General features: G+C 65.0%; 15 protein-coding genes. 13 read left to right on the forward strand and 2 right to left on the reverse strand.

The window, feature by feature from the left end; all coding sequences use genetic code 11:
- Window positions 1-64: 64 nt before the first annotated feature.
- The 8 genes from sucC to lpdA all read left to right on the forward strand — a co-directional run bounded on the left by sucC (window position 65) and on the right by lpdA (window position 9425).
- Window positions 65-1258: an ADP-forming succinate--CoA ligase subunit beta gene (sucC, locus tag OU426_RS05145; protein ID WP_267632782.1), complete on the forward strand. Its 1194-nt coding sequence runs from the start codon at window positions 65-67 to the stop codon at window positions 1256-1258.
- Between the two features lie 2 nt (window positions 1259-1260).
- The gene (locus OU426_RS05150; RefSeq protein ID WP_267632783.1) at window positions 1261-1737 is read left to right on the forward strand and encodes a type 1 periplasmic-binding domain-containing protein; all 477 of its coding nucleotides are present in this window, start codon (window positions 1261-1263) and stop codon (window positions 1735-1737) included.
- A gap of 11 nt (window positions 1738-1748) precedes the next feature.
- A complete protein-coding gene (gene sucD, locus OU426_RS05155) occupies window positions 1749-2630 on the forward strand; it encodes a succinate--CoA ligase subunit alpha (protein ID WP_267632784.1) in 882 nt (293 codons plus the stop codon).
- Between the two features lie 50 nt (window positions 2631-2680).
- Window positions 2681-5629 (forward strand): 2-oxoglutarate dehydrogenase E1 component, encoded by a 2949-nt coding sequence (locus OU426_RS05160; RefSeq protein ID WP_267632785.1) that lies wholly within the window; start codon window positions 2681-2683, stop codon window positions 5627-5629.
- Window positions 5630-5666: 37 nt separating this feature from the next.
- Window positions 5667-6893: a 2-oxoglutarate dehydrogenase complex dihydrolipoyllysine-residue succinyltransferase gene (gene odhB / locus OU426_RS05165; protein WP_267632786.1), complete on the forward strand. Its 1227-nt coding sequence runs from the start codon at window positions 5667-5669 to the stop codon at window positions 6891-6893.
- Window positions 6894-6946: 53 nt separating this feature from the next.
- Window positions 6947-7303 carry a hypothetical protein gene (locus OU426_RS05170; RefSeq protein WP_267632787.1) on the forward strand — a complete coding sequence of 119 codons (357 nt, stop codon included), beginning with the start codon at window positions 6947-6949 and terminating at the stop codon, window positions 7301-7303.
- 253 nt (window positions 7304-7556) lie between these two features.
- Window positions 7557-7955, forward strand: a complete 399-nt coding sequence (locus tag OU426_RS05175) for an MAPEG family protein (RefSeq protein ID WP_267632788.1) — start codon at window positions 7557-7559, stop codon at window positions 7953-7955.
- Between the two features lie 81 nt (window positions 7956-8036).
- The gene (gene lpdA / locus OU426_RS05180; protein WP_267632789.1) at window positions 8037-9425 is read left to right on the forward strand and encodes a dihydrolipoyl dehydrogenase; all 1389 of its coding nucleotides are present in this window, start codon (window positions 8037-8039) and stop codon (window positions 9423-9425) included.
- Between the two features lie 45 nt (window positions 9426-9470).
- On the opposite strand, the gene OU426_RS05185 is transcribed toward lpdA, so the two are convergent.
- The gene (locus tag OU426_RS05185; RefSeq protein ID WP_267632915.1) at window positions 9471-10382 is read right to left on the reverse strand and encodes a pirin family protein; all 912 of its coding nucleotides are present in this window, start codon (window positions 10380-10382) and stop codon (window positions 9471-9473) included.
- A gap of 225 nt (window positions 10383-10607) precedes the next feature.
- Here OU426_RS05185 and OU426_RS05190 point away from each other — a divergent pair, with 225 nt between their 5' ends.
- The 5 genes from OU426_RS05190 (at window position 10608) to aroQ (ending at window position 16225) form a co-directional block, all read left to right on the forward strand.
- Complete coding sequence (locus OU426_RS05190; RefSeq protein ID WP_267632790.1) at window positions 10608-11396, forward strand: cyclase family protein; 789 nt, start codon at window positions 10608-10610, stop codon at window positions 11394-11396.
- Window positions 11397-11402: 6 nt separating this feature from the next.
- A complete protein-coding gene (locus OU426_RS05195) occupies window positions 11403-11894 on the forward strand; it encodes a MarR family winged helix-turn-helix transcriptional regulator (RefSeq protein WP_267632791.1) in 492 nt (163 codons plus the stop codon).
- Between the two features lie 7 nt (window positions 11895-11901).
- A complete protein-coding gene (locus tag OU426_RS05200) occupies window positions 11902-14049 on the forward strand; it encodes a thiamine pyrophosphate-dependent enzyme (RefSeq protein WP_267632792.1) in 2148 nt (715 codons plus the stop codon).
- Window positions 14049-15587: an indolepyruvate oxidoreductase subunit beta family protein gene (locus OU426_RS05205; RefSeq protein ID WP_267632793.1), complete on the forward strand. Its 1539-nt coding sequence runs from the start codon at window positions 14049-14051 to the stop codon at window positions 15585-15587. Before OU426_RS05200 ends, OU426_RS05205 begins: the two co-directional genes overlap by 1 nt.
- Window positions 15588-15787: 200 nt before the next feature.
- Window positions 15788-16225 (forward strand): type II 3-dehydroquinate dehydratase, encoded by a 438-nt coding sequence (aroQ, locus tag OU426_RS05210; RefSeq protein ID WP_267632794.1) that lies wholly within the window; start codon window positions 15788-15790, stop codon window positions 16223-16225.
- 76 nt (window positions 16226-16301) lie between these two features.
- Here aroQ and OU426_RS05215 read toward each other — a convergent pair whose 3' ends face one another.
- Window positions 16302-17264 carry a magnesium transporter CorA family protein gene (locus OU426_RS05215; protein ID WP_267632795.1) on the reverse strand — a complete coding sequence of 321 codons (963 nt, stop codon included), beginning with the start codon at window positions 17262-17264 and terminating at the stop codon, window positions 16302-16304.
- Window positions 17265-17353: the final 89 nt, after the last annotated feature.

Genomic DNA, 17353 nt, shown 5'->3' on the forward strand with positions numbered 1-17353 from the left:
ATTTGGTGAGCCCCTCCCGCTATGTCATGACGCGCGAAAGCATGACCAGCACGGGACCAATTTCATGAACATCCATGAGTATCAGGCCAAGGCGCTTCTGCGCAGCTACGGAGCCCCCGTTTCCGACGGCCGCGTGGTTCTGAAGGCGGAAGACGCCAAGACCGCCGCAGGCGAACTTGACGGCCCGATCTGGGTGGTAAAATCGCAGATCCACGCGGGCGGCCGCGGCAAGGGCAAGTTCAAGGAGGCCGAGGCCGGCGACAAGGGCGGCGTCCGCATCGCGCGTTCGGTCGAGGAGGCCGCGAACGAGGCCCGCAAGATGCTCGGCCGCACGCTCGTGACGCACCAGACCGGACCCTCGGGCAAGCAGGTCAACCGCATCTATATCGAAGACGGCAGCGACATCGCGCGCGAACTCTACCTCGCGCTGCTGGTGGACCGGCAAACCAGCCGCATCTCCTTCGTCTGCTCGACCGAAGGCGGCATGGATATCGAGGAAGTCGCCCATTCGACCCCCGAAAAGATCCTTTCCTTCTCGGTCGATCCGGCCACGGGCCTCTCCGACTTCCACGGCCGCCGCGTGGCCTATGCGCTGAAACTCGAAGGCGCGCAGGTCAAGCAATGCGTCGCGCTGATCCGCACCCTCTACAAGCTCTTCGTCGAGAAAGACATGGAGATGCTGGAGATCAACCCGCTTGTCGTCACCAAGGACGGCACGGTCAAATGCCTCGACGCCAAGATGGGCTTCGACGGCAACGCGCTTTACCGCCACGCCGACATCCTCGCCCTGAAGGACGAGACCGAGGAAGACCCGAAGGAACTCGCGGCCTCCAAGTTCGACCTGAACTACATCGCGCTCGATGGCGAGATCGGCTGCATGGTGAACGGCGCGGGCCTCGCTATGGCCACGATGGACATCATCAAGCTTTACGGCGCCGAACCGGCGAACTTCCTCGACGTCGGCGGCGGCGCGACGAAAGAGAAGGTCACCGAAGCCTTCAAGATCATCACATCGGACCCCAACGTCAAAGGCATCCTCGTCAACATCTTCGGCGGCATCATGCGCTGCGACGTCATCGCCGAAGGCATCATCGCCGCGGTGAAGGAAGTGGGCCTGAAGGTGCCGCTGGTCGTGCGGCTCGAAGGAACCAACGTCGAGAAGGGCAAGGAGATCATCGCCGGTTCCGGCCTGAACGTGATCGCGGGGGACAACCTGAGCGATGCGGCACAAAAGATCGTGAAGGCGGTGCGGGGGTGAAGATGCGCCGCGTTCTCGCTGGAACTGTGATCGCTGTGTGCTTGGCAAGTACGGCAAACGCTTCATCATGGCTCGAAACTGGCCGTGAGGGGCTAGAGCTGTGTGCTGAAAACCTAAAGGACAAGCGCGCGGTACAAACCGCAATGGATCAAGCGGGTTGGCGCTACGAAGGGAGCGAAGGGACCGTCAAGGGTTATTCGAAAGACGGGCGCCGCATCATCGTGATCCACGGCGAATGGCATCCTCGGAAGCTGGCCTGCGGTATCATGGTCAGAAAAATGACGCCTGATCAGGCGATAGAAATGGCAAAGGCATTTCTTCCGAATATCGCCGACGCGAAGTCATCGAAGCGAAGTAAGCCGGATTCAATTGCCGAATGGACCGGCCGATTTCAGGGCGTTGCAGTTCGTCTTGCAGCGACCCGCGAAGGCAACATTGGAATCAATCACGGCGCCGCCGTTGTTTTGACCGAAGAATAGGAGCCAACGGTATGTCCGTCCTCGTCAACAAATCCACCCGCGTCATCTGTCAGGGGCTTACTGGCAGCCAAGGCACGTTCCATACCGAGCAGGCCATCGCCTATGGCACCCAGATGGTCGGCGGCGTGACGCCCGGCAAGGGTGGCAGCGATCACCTCGGCCTGCCGGTCTTCGATAGTGTCCACGAGGCCCGCGCCGCGACCAGCGCCAATGCCTCCGTCATCTATGTCCCCCCGCCCTTCGCGGCCGACTCTATCCTCGAGGCGATCGACGCCGAAATGGAGCTTATCGTCTGCATCACCGAAGGCATCCCGGTCCTAGACATGATGAAAGTGAAGCGCGCGCTCCTCAATTCGAAGTCGCGCCTGATCGGGCCGAACTGCCCCGGTGTCATCACCCCGAGCGAATGCAAGATCGGCATCATGCCCGGCCATATCCACCAGAAGGGCTCAGTGGGCGTCGTCTCGCGCTCCGGCACGCTCACCTATGAGGCGGTGAAACAGACGACCGATTTGGGCCTCGGCCAGTCCTCGGCCGTGGGCATCGGCGGCGACCCGATCAAGGGCACCGAACATATCGACGTATTGGAGATGTTCCTCGCCGACCCCGAGACCCAGTCGATCATCATGATCGGCGAGATCGGCGGCTCGGCCGAGGAGGAAGCGGCCCAGTTCCTCGCCGATGAAAAGAAGCGCGGCCGCTGGAAGCCGACCGCAGGCTTCATCGCCGGCCGTACGGCGCCCAAAGGCCGCCGCATGGGCCACGCCGGCGCCATCGTCGCGGGCGGCAAGGGCGACGCGGAATCGAAGATCGAGGCGATGAAATCGGCCGGGATCGTCGTCGCCGACAGCCCCGCCCATCTGGGCGAGGCGGTGCAGAAGGCGATCGGCTGATTATCCCGCCCCGGCCCTCGGCCGGGGCCTTCCCTCTTAGAGGTGACCCCATGACCGACCATCCCCAGAACGACCAGTTCCACGCCTCCTCCTTCCTGCAAGGCGCGAATGCGGAATATGTCGAACAGATGTATGCCCGTTTCGCCAGCGATCCGCAGGCGGTGGATTCGACCTGGGCCGCCTTCTTCCGCTCGCTCGGCGACCGGGAAGTGGACGTGAAGAAAGAGGCGCAGGGCGCCTCCTGGGACCGGACCGACTGGCCGCCCAGCCCGACCGACGACCTCACCGCCGCCATGACTGGCGAATGGCCCGCCGATGCGAAGGCCGTGGGCGAGAAGATCCGCGCCAAGGCGGCGGAAACGGGCGCCAAGGTCACCGGCGATGACCTGAAGCGCGCGGTGCTTGATAGCTTGCGCGCGCTCATGCTGATCCGCGCCTACCGGATCCGCGGCCATCTCGCCGCCGACCTCGACCCGCTCGGAATGGCCGAAAAGCCCTATATGCCGGAGCTTGACCCGGCCTCCTACGGCTTCACCGAGGCCGACATGGACCGGCCGATCTTCATCGACATGGTTCTTGGCCTCGAACATGCCTCGATGCGCGAGATCATCGACATCGTCCGCCGCACCTATTGCGGCACGTTCGCGCTGCAATACATGCATATCTCCGACCCCGAACAGGCCGGTTGGCTGAAGGAACGGATCGAGGGCTACGGCAAGGAGATCACCTTCACCCGCGAGGGCCGCCGCGCGATCCTGAACAAGCTGGTCGAGGCCGAAGGGTTCGAGAAGTTCCTCCATGTGAAATACACCGGCACCAAACGCTTCGGCCTTGATGGCGGCGAGGCGCTCATTCCGGCGATGGAAGCCATGATCAAGGTGGGCGGTGCCCATGGCGTGAAGGAGATCGTCATCGGCATGCCGCACCGCGGGCGGCTCAACATCCTCGCCAACGTGATGCAGAAGCCATACCGGGCGATCTTCAACGAATTCCAGGGCGGCAGTTTCAAACCCGACTCCGTCGATGGCTCGGGCGATGTGAAATACCACCTCGGCGCCTCTTCGGACCGGACGTTCGACGACAACACCGTCCACCTCAGCCTGACCGCGAACCCCAGCCACCTCGAGGCGGTGAACCCGGTCGTCCTCGGCAAGGTCCGCGCCAAGCAGGACCAATATGGCGACACCGCCGACCGGACGGCGGTGCTGCCCGTGCTGCTGCATGGCGATGCCGCCTTTGCGGGCCAGGGCGTGGTGGCCGAATGCCTGCAGCTGTCTGGCATCAAGGGCCACCGGACAGGGGGCTGCCTTCATATCATCGTCAACAACCAGATCGGCTTTACCACCGCGCCGGCTTTTAGCCGCACCTCGCCCTATCCGACCGACATCGCGCTGATGGTCGAGGCGCCGATCTTCCACGTCAACGGCGACGACCCCGAGGCTGTGGTCCATGCCGCCAAGGTCGCCACCGAATTCCGCCAGAAGTTCCACAAGGACGTGGTGATCGACATCTTCTGCTACCGCCGCTTCGGTCACAATGAAGGCGACGAGCCGATGTTCACCAACCCGGCGATGTATGCCCGTATCCGCAAGCAGAAGACGACGCTGCAGCTTTATACCGAACGTCTTGTCGCCGATGGGCTGATCCCGGAAGGCGAGATCGAGGATATGAAGGCCGCCTTCCAGGCCAAGCTGAACGAGGAATTCGAGACCGGCCGCGACTACAAGCCCAACAAGGCCGACTGGCTTGACGGCCGCTGGGGCCGGATGAAGACCAAGGACCTCGACAATTACCAGCGCGGCGAGACCTGGATCAAGGCCGAGACCTTCAAGGAAATCGGCGCGGCGCTGACGCGCGTGCCCGAAGGGTTCGACCTGCACAAGACCGTCGCCCGCCAGTTGGACGCCAAGGCCAAGATGTTCGAAACCGGTAAGGGCTTCGACTGGGCCACGGCCGAGGCACTGGCCTTCGGCTCGCTCCTGACCGAAAGCTTCCCGGTCCGCCTCTCGGGGCAGGATTGCACGCGCGGCACCTTCTCGCAGCGCCATTCCGGCTGGGTCGACCAGACGACCGAGGAACGCCACTATCCGCTGAACCACATCCGCGCCGGCCAGGCGCGGTATGAGGTCATCGATTCGATGCTCTCGGAATATGCGGTCCTCGGCTTCGAATATGGCTATTCGCTGTCGGAACCCAACGCGCTCACGCTCTGGGAAGCCCAGTTCGGCGATTTCGCCAACGGCGCGCAGATCATGTTCGACCAGTTCATCAATTCGGGCGAAAGCAAATGGCTCCGCATGTCGGGCCTTGTCTGCCTTCTGCCGCACGGGTTCGAAGGCCAGGGGCCGGAACATTCTTCGGCGCGGCTCGAACGCTTCCTGCAGCTTTCGGCGCATGACAACTGGATCGTCGCCAACTGCACCACGCCGTCGAACTATTTCCACATCCTGCGCCGCCAGATGCACCGCGACTATCGCAAGCCGCTCATCCTGATGACGCCGAAATCGCTTCTGCGCCATCCGATGGCGATCTCGGATGCCGAGGATTTCACCGACGGCTCCTACTTCCACCGCTGCCTCTGGGACGATGCCCAGAAGGGTCATTCGGAACTGAAGCTGAAACCCGACGCCAAGATCAAGCGCGTCGTCCTCTGCTCGGGCAAGGTCTATTACGACCTTCTGGCCGAACGCGACGCGCGCGGCCAGGACGACACCTACCTTCTGCGGGTCGAGCAGCTTTATCCCGTGCCCGGCAAGTCGCTTCGCACCGAACTCTCGCGCTTCCTCGGCGCCGAGATCGTCTGGTGCCAGGAGGAACCCAAGAACCAGGGCGCCTGGTTCCACATGGACCCGGCGCTCGAGGAAATTCTCATCGACATCGGCGCCAAGCACAAACGCGCCCGCTATGCGGGCCGCGTGGCCTCGGCCTCGCCGGCGACCGGCCTCGCCTCGCGCCACAAATACGAACAGGAAACCCTCGTCAAAGAGGCTCTGGGCTGACCGCCCTCTGCCCCGAACCTCTCAGGAGCTAAGTGAAATGACTGACGTAATGGTCCCCTCCCTCGGCGAAAGCGTCACCGAAGCCACCGTCTCGACCTGGTTCAAGAAGGTCGGCGACGCCGTGAAGGTCGACGAGATGCTCTGCGAACTCGAAACCGACAAGGTCTCGGTCGAGGTCCCCTCGCCGGTCGCGGGCGTGCTGGCCGAAATCATCGCGCCCGAAGGAACGACGGTCGACCCCAAGGCCCGCCTCGCGATCATCAGCGAAGGCGCCACCGCAAGCGCGCCCGCGAAGGCCGAAGCGCCCAAGGCCGAAGCCGCCGCGCCTGCACCTGCTGCCGCGCCCGCCGCCAAGGATGTCGAGGATGCCCCCGCCGCCAAGAAGGCGATGGCCGAGGCTGGCCTTTCCCGTGACCAGGTCCAGCCTTCGGGCCGCGATGGCCGGGTGATGAAGGAAGACGTGGCCCGCGCGGTCGCGGGCCAGGCCGCGGCCCAGCCCGCCGTCGCCTCCGCGGTCCCCGCGCCCGCCGCCGCGCCCCGCGCCCCGGTCCCTGCCGAAGATGCGGCGCGCGAGGAACGGGTGAAGATGACCCGCCTCCGCGCCACCATCGCCCGCCGCCTGAAGGACGCCCAGAACACCGCCGCCATGCTGACGACCTACAACGAGGTCGACATGTCGGGCGTGATGGACACCCGCAACACCTACAAGGACGCGTTCGAGAAGAAGCACGGCGTGAAGATGGGCTTCATGTCCTTCTTCGTGAAGGCCTGCTGCCACGCGCTGAAAGAGGTGCCCGAGGTCAATGCCGAAATCGACGGCGGCGACATCGTCTACAAGAACTACGTCCACATGGGCGTGGCCGTCGGCACCCCGTCCGGGCTCGTCGTCCCCGTCGTCCGCGATGCCGATCAGATGTCTTTCGCTGCAATCGAGAAAAAGATCGCCGAACTGGGCCTCCGCGCCCGCGACGGCAAACTCTCGATGGCCGAGATGCAGGGCGGCTCGTTCACCATCTCGAACGGCGGCGTCTACGGCAGCCTCATGTCGTCGCCCATCCTCAACCCTCCGCAATCCGGCATCCTCGGCATGCACAAGATCCAGGACCGCCCCGTCGTGGTGAACGGCCAGATCGTCATCCGCCCGATGATGTATCTCGCCTTGAGCTACGACCACCGGATCGTCGATGGCAAAGGGGCGGTGACGTTCCTCGTCCGCGTCAAGGAGGCGCTGGAAGACCCGCGCCGGCTGCTGATGGATTTGTGATACGGGGGATGGGAGGGAGTGCCCAGGCGCGGACCAAGCAGGTTGCAATCTCGATGAGCGGTAACAGACGTTCCTCGCACCAGGTGCTCGCTGAGTTCCATTGGCTGTACGACTGCCTTGAGGCGTTCGTTGCCGCGCAATTGCCACTCCTGCCAGAAGAGGTTCGCGCGCTGTACCGCAAGAAATTCGTAACGCGGGAGAGAATGCTAGCCTTGGTTGCGGAGGGTAAAGCGACGCCTTCTATGCTTGTCACTGGGGCAAAAAGCGGCTTGTCCGATTGTCGTGAGCAAATACGACACATGCGGCAAGACAATCCGCGCGCCGCTGAGGCGCTTCAGGAGAGCTATGTTGCCGCGCGGGGACGTCCGTTCGAAAAGGATGTCGCTTTGGCGCGAGAGGCCGCAGCATGAGCATCCCTCACCTAACCTCTCTCGAACACACCCTCTGGCGCGCCGACACCCGCTTCGACCGCGCGCTGATGGAGGCCACCTTCGTCCGTGGAACACCCCCTCGGCGTCGCGAACCGATAGGGGCCTGTGAACCACCCGCCCCGGCCTCGAGCCGGGGCCTCGCCCGACAATGTCGCTACTGCCAGAGGTCCCGGGTCAAGCCCGGGACGGGGCTGATCTCCCGTCATGGCAGCACACCTTGCGAGGCCCCGGCATGACCCCAGAACTCACCGTCCTCGCCCTCGCCGCCCTCCTCCAGATGGCCCAGCTCGCCCTCTTCGCCGCCGTCGCCAACCGCGACCTTGGGGCTGGCTACACGACCTCGCCCCGCGACCGCCCGCCCTCGCGCCAGCTCTCGATCCTCGCGGGCCGCCTCCAGCGCGCCGTGACCAACCATTTCGAAGGGCTCATCCTCTTCACCATCGCCACCCTCGTCGTGACCCTCGGCCACCAGTCCACCCCCGTCACCCAATATGCCGCCTGGACCTACCTCGGTGCCCGCCTCCTCTATATCCCCGCCTATGCCCTTGGCCTGCGCCCCTGGCGCTCGGCCATCTGGGGCATCGGCTTCTTCGCAACCCTCACCATGATCGGGGCGGCCCTCTTCCCCTGATCTTCCGTTTCAAAATATCCTCGGGGGGTTCCCGGGGGGCAGACAGCCCCCCGGGCCTCCGCAAGACAAAGGACCCGACCCATGGCAGAATATGACGTCATCATCATCGGCGCCGGCCCCGGCGGCTATGTCAGCGCCATCCGCTGCGCCCAGCTTGGCCTCAAGACCGCCGTGGTCGAGGGGCGCGAAACGCTCGGCGGCACCTGCCTGAACGTCGGCTGCATCCCCTCGAAGGCGCTCCTCCACGCCACACACTCGCTCCACGAGGCCGAAGCGAACTTCGCCAAGATGGGCCTCGTCGGCGCGCCGCCCACCGTCGACTGGGGCCAGATGCAGGCCTACAAGGCCGATGTCGTCGGAACCAACACCAAGGGCATCGAGTTCCTCTTCAAGAAGAACAAGATCACCTGGCTGAAGGGCTGGGGCACGATCCCCGCGCCCGGCCAGGTCAAGGTCGGGGACGAGGTGCACGAGGCCAAGCATATCGTCATCGCCACCGGGTCTGAACCGGCCAGCCTCCCCGGCGTCGAGGTCGACGAGAAGGTCATCGTCACCTCCACCGGCGCGCTCGCGCTGGGGTCGATCCCGAAGAAACTCGCCGTCATCGGCGCAGGCGTCATCGGCCTTGAAATGGGCTCGGTCTATGCCCGCCTCGGTGCCGAAGTGACGGTCATCGAATATCTCGACGCGATCACCCCCGGCATGGACGCCGAAGTGGCAAAGACCTTCGAACGGATCCTGAAGAAACAGGGCCTGAAGTTCGTCCTTGGCGCCGCCGTCCAGGGCGCCGAGGTCAAGAAGGGCACGGCAACCGTCCGCTACAAGCTCCGCAAGAACGACAAGGAAGAGGCGGTCGAGGCCGATTGCGTCCTCGTCGCCACCGGCCGCAAGCCCTATCTCAAGGGCCTCGGGCTGGAAGCCCTCGGTGTCGCCCTGACCCCGCGCGGCCAGATCGTCACCGACAGCCATTTCGCCACCAATGTCGCGGGCCTTTACGCGATCGGCGACGCGATCCAGGGCCCGATGCTCGCCCACAAGGCCGAGGATGAGGGGATGGCGGTTGCCGAAGTGCTCGCGGGCAAGGCCGGCCATGTGAACTACGCCGTCATCCCCGGCGTCATCTACACCGCGCCCGAGGTGGCCTCCGTCGGCCAGACCGAGGAACAGCTGAAAGAAGCCGGCCGCGCCTACAAGGTGGGCAAGTTCCCCTATATGGGCAACGCCCGCGCCAAGGCCGTCTTCCAGGGCGAAGGCTTCGTGAAACTTCTGGCCGACGCAGAAACCGACCGCGTCCTCGGCGCCCATATCATCGGGCCCGCGGCAGGGGAACTCATCCACGAGATCTGCGTCGCAATGGAATTCGGTGCCTCCGCGCAAGACGTGGCGCTCACTTGCCACGCCCATCCCACCTTCTCGGAAGCCGTCCGCGAGGCAGCACTCGCCTGCGGCGACGGCGCGATCCACGCTTGATGTGAGACCATCGGGCCGTGCCCCGCGGCGCGGCCCGGTGCCTTCTCAGTGGCCGGGACGGATAAACGTGCCGTTCCGCAAATCGGCCATCGCCTGCCGCAGTTCGGCCTCGGTGTTCATCACGATCGGCCCGTGCCAGGCGACCGGCTCTTCCAGCGGCGCGCCCGAGATCAACAGGAATCGCACCCCCTGATCGCCCGCCTGCACCGTCACCTCGTCGCCCGTGCCAAAGCGGATCAAGGTACGGTTGCCCGAGAGGTCCCGGATATTGACCTCTTCCCCCATCACTTCCTTTTCCAGAAGCACGCCTTGGGGGCGCGAGGCATCGGCAAACCGGCCTGCCCCCTGAAAGACATAGGCGAAAGCGCGGCGATATGTGTCGACCTTGAAGGTCTTCCTGACCCCCGGCGGCACGAAGATATCGAGATATTGCGGATCGGCGGCAATGCCGTCGACCGGGCCGGTCCGGCCCCAGAACGACCCGACGATGACCCTCACCCTTGTGCCATCGTCATCGGTGATTTCGGGAATGTCGGCCGACTTCACATCCTGATAGCGCGGCGCGGTCATCTTCATTTGCGCCGGCAGGTTCGCCCAGAGCTGGAAGCCATGCATCTGACCGGCGATATTGCCCTTGGGCATCTCCTGATGCAGGATCCCTGACCCCGCCGTCATCCATTGCACGTCGCCCGCACCCAGCGTGCCACGATTGCCAAGGCTGTCGCCATGCTCGACCGTTCCGGCCAGAACATAGGTGATCGTCTCGATCCCCCGGTGCGGATGCCAGGGAAACCCGGCGAGATAGTCGCGCGGATTGTCATTACGGAAATCGTCGAACAGCAGGAACGGGTCCAATTCCGTCGGATCGCGAAAGCCAAAGGCGCGGTGCAGGTTCACGCCTGCCCCTTCGCGGGCGGGCTGGGCGCGGCGGGTTTCAAGAACGGGCCGGATCGACATGGGTGCCTCCGTCATTTGGGTTTCCCGGAATATGCGCCCTCGGCACCGCGAAACAAGTGCGCACCGCTGACCGCGCAATGTTCACTGGCGCACATAAAGTGAGGTTCGCTCGTGCGGACGCACACCTTCCACGAAAACTATGTGCAAATGCATATTCTTTTCCTATCCTGCGACCAACCCGACTCGGGCCTTCAGCCGCGCAGCCGGGAAACCAGGGAGGATGGAATGACGTCAGCCGACATGCTGGGCCAGTTTGGCCAGATGCTGCTTTCGGGCCGGATCGAGGTCGTGGATTGTTCGGGCACGCTCGGCCCCGACACGCCGCTTCTGAAACTGCCGCCGGATTTCGCCAAGGACACGCCGAAGATCGAGATCCACAGGATCAGCGAATATGATCAGGACGGGCCGTTCTGGGCCTGGAACTGGCTGAAGCTTGGCGAACATTCCGGCACGCATTTCGACGCGCCGCATCATTGGATCACCGGCAAGGATTACCCTGACGGTTTCACCGACACGCTCTCGCTGCAGCGGATCGCGGCGCCGGTGAACGTCCTGGACTTCTCGAAGGAATGCGCGGCAGACCCCGATTTCCTGCTGACGATCGACCATGTGAAGGCATGGGAAGCCAGGCATGGCGCCATCGGCAAGGGCGAATGGGTGGTCTTGCGCTCCGACTGGGACAAGCGCGCCCATGACGAGAACCTTTTCCTCAACGCCAATGAGGCCGGCCCGCATACGCCGGGGCCGACGGCAGAGGTCATCGATTACCTGATCGGCAAGGGCATCGTCGGCTGGGGCAGCCAGTGCATTGGCACCGATGCGGGTCAGGCGGGCGGCATGACCCCGCCCTTCCCGGCGCATAATCTCTTGCACAAGCACAACCGCTTCGGGCTTGCTTCGCTCGCCAATCTCGACCGGTTGCCCGCGAAGGGCGCGATCCTGATCGCCGCGCCCCTGAAGATCAAGAACGGTACCGGCTCACCCGTCCGTGCGCTGGCGCTTGTCGCGCGCTGATCCGGGATGGATCGGCCAGCCCCAGCCAAACCCGGCGGCGCCGAGGCGCCGCCGACCCTGGGCGACATAGGGCTTGCCACCTATGCGCCCTACCTCATGAACCGCATCATGGGGCGCTACAACGCCGACCTCCGGCAAGACATGGCAGCCCTCGGCCTGACCACGCCGAAGATGCGGGCGCTTGCGGTCCTTTCCGTCAATGAGGGTCTGCTGATCCGCGACCTCGCGGTCTATACCGTCACCGAACAATCGACGCTCAGCCGCGCGCTCGACCAGCTCGTGGTCGACGGCTTCATCCGGCGTGAGCCCGACCCCGACGACAGCCGCGCGACGCGGCTTTACCTCACGCCTGCGGGCCGCACGGCGTTTGAAACGCTTTGGCCCACGATGCTCGCCGCCCACGACCACATGTTCCGCAACATCGACGCGGGCGAACGCCGCGCCTTCGTCTCCACCCTGCAAAAGATGCTGAAAAACGTGCGACGGCACGAGATCTGAGGACGAGATGGCCGAGAGATCCTTTGCCGAGGAAGTCAAGAAGCTGAAGCTCGGCGCGGGCGAAAGCTTTACCGGCGAGGGTATCCTCGCCATCACCAAGGCGCTTCTGGAAAATGGTGTGGGCTATGTCGGCGGCTATCAGGGCGCGCCGATCAGCCATCTGATGGATGTGCTGGCCGATGCCGAGGACATCCTTACGGGCCTCGGCGTCCGGTTCGAGGCCAATGCCTCCGAGGCCGCCGCCACGGCGATGCTGGCGGCCTCGGTCCACTACCCGATCCGCGGCGCCGTCACCTACAAGGGGCCGGTGGGCGTGAATGTCGCCTCCGACGCGCTCGCCAACCTCGCCTCCTCGGGCGTCACCGGCGGGGCACTGATCATCGTGGGCGAGGATTACGGCGAAGGCTCCTCGATCATGCAGGAAAGAAGCCACGCCTTCGCGATGAAGTCGCAGGTCTGGCTTCTCGACCCGCGCCCCAACCTGCCTTCGATCGTCAAGGCCGTGGGTCAGGGCTTCGCGCTCTCCGAAGCGACCAACACGCCGGTGATGCTCATGGTCCGCATCCGCTCCTGCCACGTTACCGGCACGTTCACCGCCGCCGACAACCGCCCCCCGCCCTTGACGGTGAAAGACGCGCTCTCGAACCCCAGAAGCGATTATTCCCGGGTCGTCCTGCCGCCGATGTCCTATGTGCAGGAGCAAGACAAGATCAGGAATCGCTGGCCGAAGGCTCAGGCCCATATCGCGGCCGAAGGGCTGAACGAACGGTTCGGCCCAGCCTATGGCCGGATCGGCATCGTCCTTCAGGGCGGCATGTACAATGGCGTGACGCGCGCGCTCCAGCGCCTTGGCCTTGCCGATATCTACGGCGACACGCAGGTGCCGCTTTACGTGATGAACGTCACCTATCCGATTGTGAATACAGAATTTCTTGACTTCGCGCGCGGCAAGGATGCGCTTCTCGTGGTCGAAGAGGGCCAGCCCGATTTCATCGAACAGGCGCTCGGCGCGATCCTCTACAAGGAAGGCGCCGGGCCGGTCCTTCACGGCAAGGACATGCTGCCGATGGCAGGCGAATATACCGGCCAGGTGATGCTCGATGGCGTCGAGGCCTTCATCCGCAAGGCCGCGCCCGAAATGCTGCCCGCCCAGGTCCGCGCCCCGAACAGCGCCGCCCCCGCGCTCCCTGACCTTGCGAAAACCGTACCGATCCGCCCACCCGGTTTCTGCACCGGCTGCCCGGAACGGCCGATCTTCGCGGCCCTGAAACTCGTCGAACAGCAAAGCGGCAAGCACCAGATCGCGGCCGATATCGGCTGCCACCTCTTCGCCTCGCTGCCGCCGTTCGAGATCGGGGGCGCCACCATGGGCTACGGCCTCGGCCCCGCCTCGAACGGCGCCTTCGACGGCGGCGGCGAACGGCGCCCGATCGCCATCATCGGCGACGGCGGCTTCTGGCACAACGGGCTCTCCACTTCGTTCGGCAATGCGGTCTACAACAAGTCCGACGGGGTGATCGTGGTCGTCGATAACCATTACAGCGCCGCGACCGGTGGGCAGGATGTGATGTCCTCCCGCGCCACGAACCGCTCGAAGTCGACCGGCCATCCGATTGCCGAGGCGGTGAAGGGCATCGGCGTCAGCTGGGTGCGTGAGGTCGACCGCACCTACGATGTGCCGAAACTGCGCGCTGTCCTCAACGAAGCTTTGACGACAGACCACGAAGGCCCGAAGGTCATCGTCGCCTCGTCGGAATGCATGCTGAACCGCCAGCGCCGCGAACGCCCGCTGGCTGCCCGCGCCATCGCCGAGGGGCGGCGGGTGGAAAAACCGCGCTTCGGGGTAGATGAAGACATCTGCACCGGCGATCACGCCTGCATCCGTCTCTCTGGCTGCCCCTCGCTCTCGCTGAAGCGCACGGATGACCCCCTGCGCGACGATCCCGTCGCCCATATCGACCAAAGCTGCGTCGGCTGCGGCAATTGTGGCGAGGTCGCCGATGCCGCGATCCTTTGCCCCTCTTTCTACCGTGCCGATGTGGTCCACAATCCCGGACGCTGGGAACGAACCATGTCGCGCGTCCGTGCCGCGATCATCGCAGGGCTTCAGGCCCGCCGCGAGAGGCGCCGCGCCGCGCAAGGGGGGCTCACCTGATGGCCCGCGACGAGGTCACCTTGCAACACGGCACCCCTGATCCCGCGCTGTCGAGCGTCATCAAGCTCGCGGTGATGGCGGTCGGCGGACAGGGCGGCGGCGTCCTGACCGGATGGATCGAGGATTGCGCGCGGACAGCGGGCTATGCGGTCCAGGCCACCTCGGTCGCGGGCGTCGCCCAAAGGACCGGCGCCACCATCTATTATGTCGAGATGGCCCCCGCAGGGGCGCGCGCGCCGGTCTTCTCGCTGATGCCCGCCGCGGGCGATGTGGATATCCTGATCGCCGCCGAACTGATGGAAGCGGGCCGCGCCATCCTGCGCGGCTTCGTGACACCTGACCGCACCACGCTCATCGCCTCGACCCACCGCGCGCTTTCGGTCTCGGAAAAGACCGTGCCCGGCGACGGGATCGCCAAGGCCGAAGAGGTGCTGGCGGCGGCCGAAATCGCCGCCCGCCGCTTCATCGCCTTCGACATGGATCGGATCGCGGTCGAGGAGGGCACGGTGATCTCGGCCAGCCTCCTCGGCGCCCTCGCCGCTTCCGGAACGCTCCCCTTCTCGCGCGCAGCCTTCGAGACGGCGATCGGCGCTGCAGGTCGCGGCGCCGAGGCAAGCCTCAAGGCCTTCGCCCGGGCATACGAGGCCGCGACCGCCACACCTGCCCCCACCTCCGAGCCCACGGTGCAGCACCCGTCTGCCGCACCACACACACCGCCTGCACTCGCCGACCGTCTCGCAAGCCTCCCGGAACCCGCACGCGATATCGCCACAGCGGGCCTTGGCGCGGTCGTGGATTTTCAAGACCTCGCCTATGGCCGCGACTATCTCGACCGGCTCGCGTCCATCGCCGCCCGTGACAGCGCCGAGAACGGCTTCGCCTTCACGCGAGAGGCCGCAAAATATCTCGCCAAAGCAATGGCCTACGACGATGTGATCCGCGTGGCCGATCTCAAGACCCGCGCCGCCCGCTTCACCCGCATCCGGGCGGAAATGGCACCGCCCGAAGGCGCCGCGCTGCACCTGACCGACTTCCTCCACCCGCGCGCCGAGGAACTCGTGAGCCTCCTGCCCGCCCGCCTTGGCGCCCGTCTCGAAGGGTCGCCCCGGGCGATGCGTCTAGTCGACCGGCTCTTCAACCGTGGCCGCAGGCTCCGCACCGACCGGCTCTGGCCCTTCCTGCAACTCTACCTGCTCGCGGGCCTGCGCCCTTGGCGACGCGGCATGCTGCGCCACCGCCGCGAAATGGCCCATCTCGAAGACTGGCTGGGCGAGGCGCTCGCCGAGATCGACCGCGATTATCTTCTCGCCGTCGAACTTGTGAAGAACCGCCGCCTGATCAAGGGCTACTCAGACACACACGCGCGCGGCCTTTCAAAGTTCGACAGGGTGCGGGACGGTGCTCGCCTCGTTTCGGGCCGCCCGGATGCCGCCGACTGGGTCCGCCGCCTGCGCGAGGCCGCACTGCAGGACGAGACGGGCAAGGCGCTTGACGGCGCGCTCGCCACCATCCGCAGCTTTGCAAAGCCAGGAAGCTAAGACCACCAAACCCATACGTTCTGTCCCGAAATACTCCGGGGGGTTCCGGGGGGCAGCGCCCCCCGGGCGGGTCGACGCGCCAAGGGCGCGGCGAAACCGCTCCTTGCAGCCGGGCAACAGGCCCAAGCTCATGCGGATAGAGAGCTTGCGGGCAGAGGCCGCTTTGCCGATGATCGCGTCCATACTTGTCGGAGACGTCGATGAAACCGATCCTGGTCCTGAACGGCCCGAACCTCAATCTCCTCGGCCAGCGCCAGCCCGAGGTCTACGGATCCGACACGCTCGCCGATGTCGAGGCGCTTTGCGCCCGCACCGCCGAGGCACTCGGCCGCAAGGTCACCTGCCGCCAGTCAAACCGCGAATATGAACTCATCGACTGGATCCAGGACGCACGCCAGACGGCGGCCGCCATCGTCATCAACCCCGGCGCCTTCAGCCATACGTCGATCGCCATCCTCGATGCGCTCAATGCCTTCGACGGCCCGGTGATCGAGGTGCATATTTCCAACATCCACCGCCGCGAAAGCTTCCGCCATCATTCCTATGTCTCGGCCCGCGCCGAGGCGGTGATCGCCGGGGCGGGCATCCAGGGCTATGAATTCGCGGTCGCGCGCGCGGCGCGCCTTCTCGCGGGCTGACCCGCCGGATTTCGCCCCGAAATCCGGCCCGAAATCTTTGTAAGATTTCGGCACCCGCGCGCCAAGGATCTTGCGCTCAAAGCCAGTTCTTCCACCGGAAGAAGAGATAGGTCGCAAGCGCCGACAAAGCCATCAGGATCAGCGAAAGCGCAAAGGACCAGGGCGCGGCGGCAATCCCGGGCAGTGTCGCGAAATTCATGCCATAGGCCGAGGCAATCAGCGTCGGCGGCAGGAACAGAGCCGCCACGACCGACAGGATCCGCACCGTCATGTTCTGGGCGAGGTTGACCATGCCGAGCGTCGCATCCATCGCCTGCGACAGCCGCCCCGACAGGAAATCTGCATGGACCTGCAGCGCCTGCAGGTCGCGCAGCCGCGCCTTGGCATGGGCGCGCAGCGCCTTCGCTTCGGGCCGCTCCTCCAGCGCCTGGCCGAAATAGGCCACCGCGCGTTCCAGCGTCATCAGGCCAAGCGTCACGCGGCTGAGGATCTCGCCCTGCGCGGCGATGGTCAGAAGCGCCGATTGCAGCACCGCGGGCTTCTGGGTCGCATCGCCGCTGAAGACCGCGCGCGAGGTCTCGTCAAGTGTCCGGCTTACCCCTTCCAGATGGTCAGCCTGGCGCCCGAGAATCTCCTCGATAAGGCCAAGGAAGAGATGTTCGCCACTCGCGCAACCGGCCGAACTGCGCCCGGCGCGGCTGGGGAAGGTCTCGAACGGGCGCGGCGCGTGATGGCGCACGGTAATCAGCCGCCCATGGCCAGAGATGAAGGTAACCGGCATGCTCGCCTGCCCCATCGCCTCGGTCTGGCCGGGCAGGAGCGCCGTCATGAATTCATAACCCTGATCGCGGTAAAGGCGGTTCGATATCTCGATCTCTTCCATATCCTGCAGCGAAGGCACGGAAATGCCCAGGCGCTCGACCAGAGCCACCTCTTCAGCGCTCGGCCGAAGAAGGTCGATCCACAGCGCCTGCCCGGACGGCTCGTCCCCGGTCATCGGTATCAGGCCGGTGCCGGAAGCGGTGAAAAGCTGGATCATGGTGCAGGTCCGATCTGTTCTCGACTTCTCTAGCCTATGGGGACCATGATAACCAAGTTGCGAGTGCCGAGGCGCGGCTTGACCGGATA

This window comes from Frigidibacter sp. RF13, assembly GCF_026626305.1.
In the GTDB taxonomy this organism is placed as follows: domain Bacteria; phylum Pseudomonadota; class Alphaproteobacteria; order Rhodobacterales; family Rhodobacteraceae; genus TMP-24.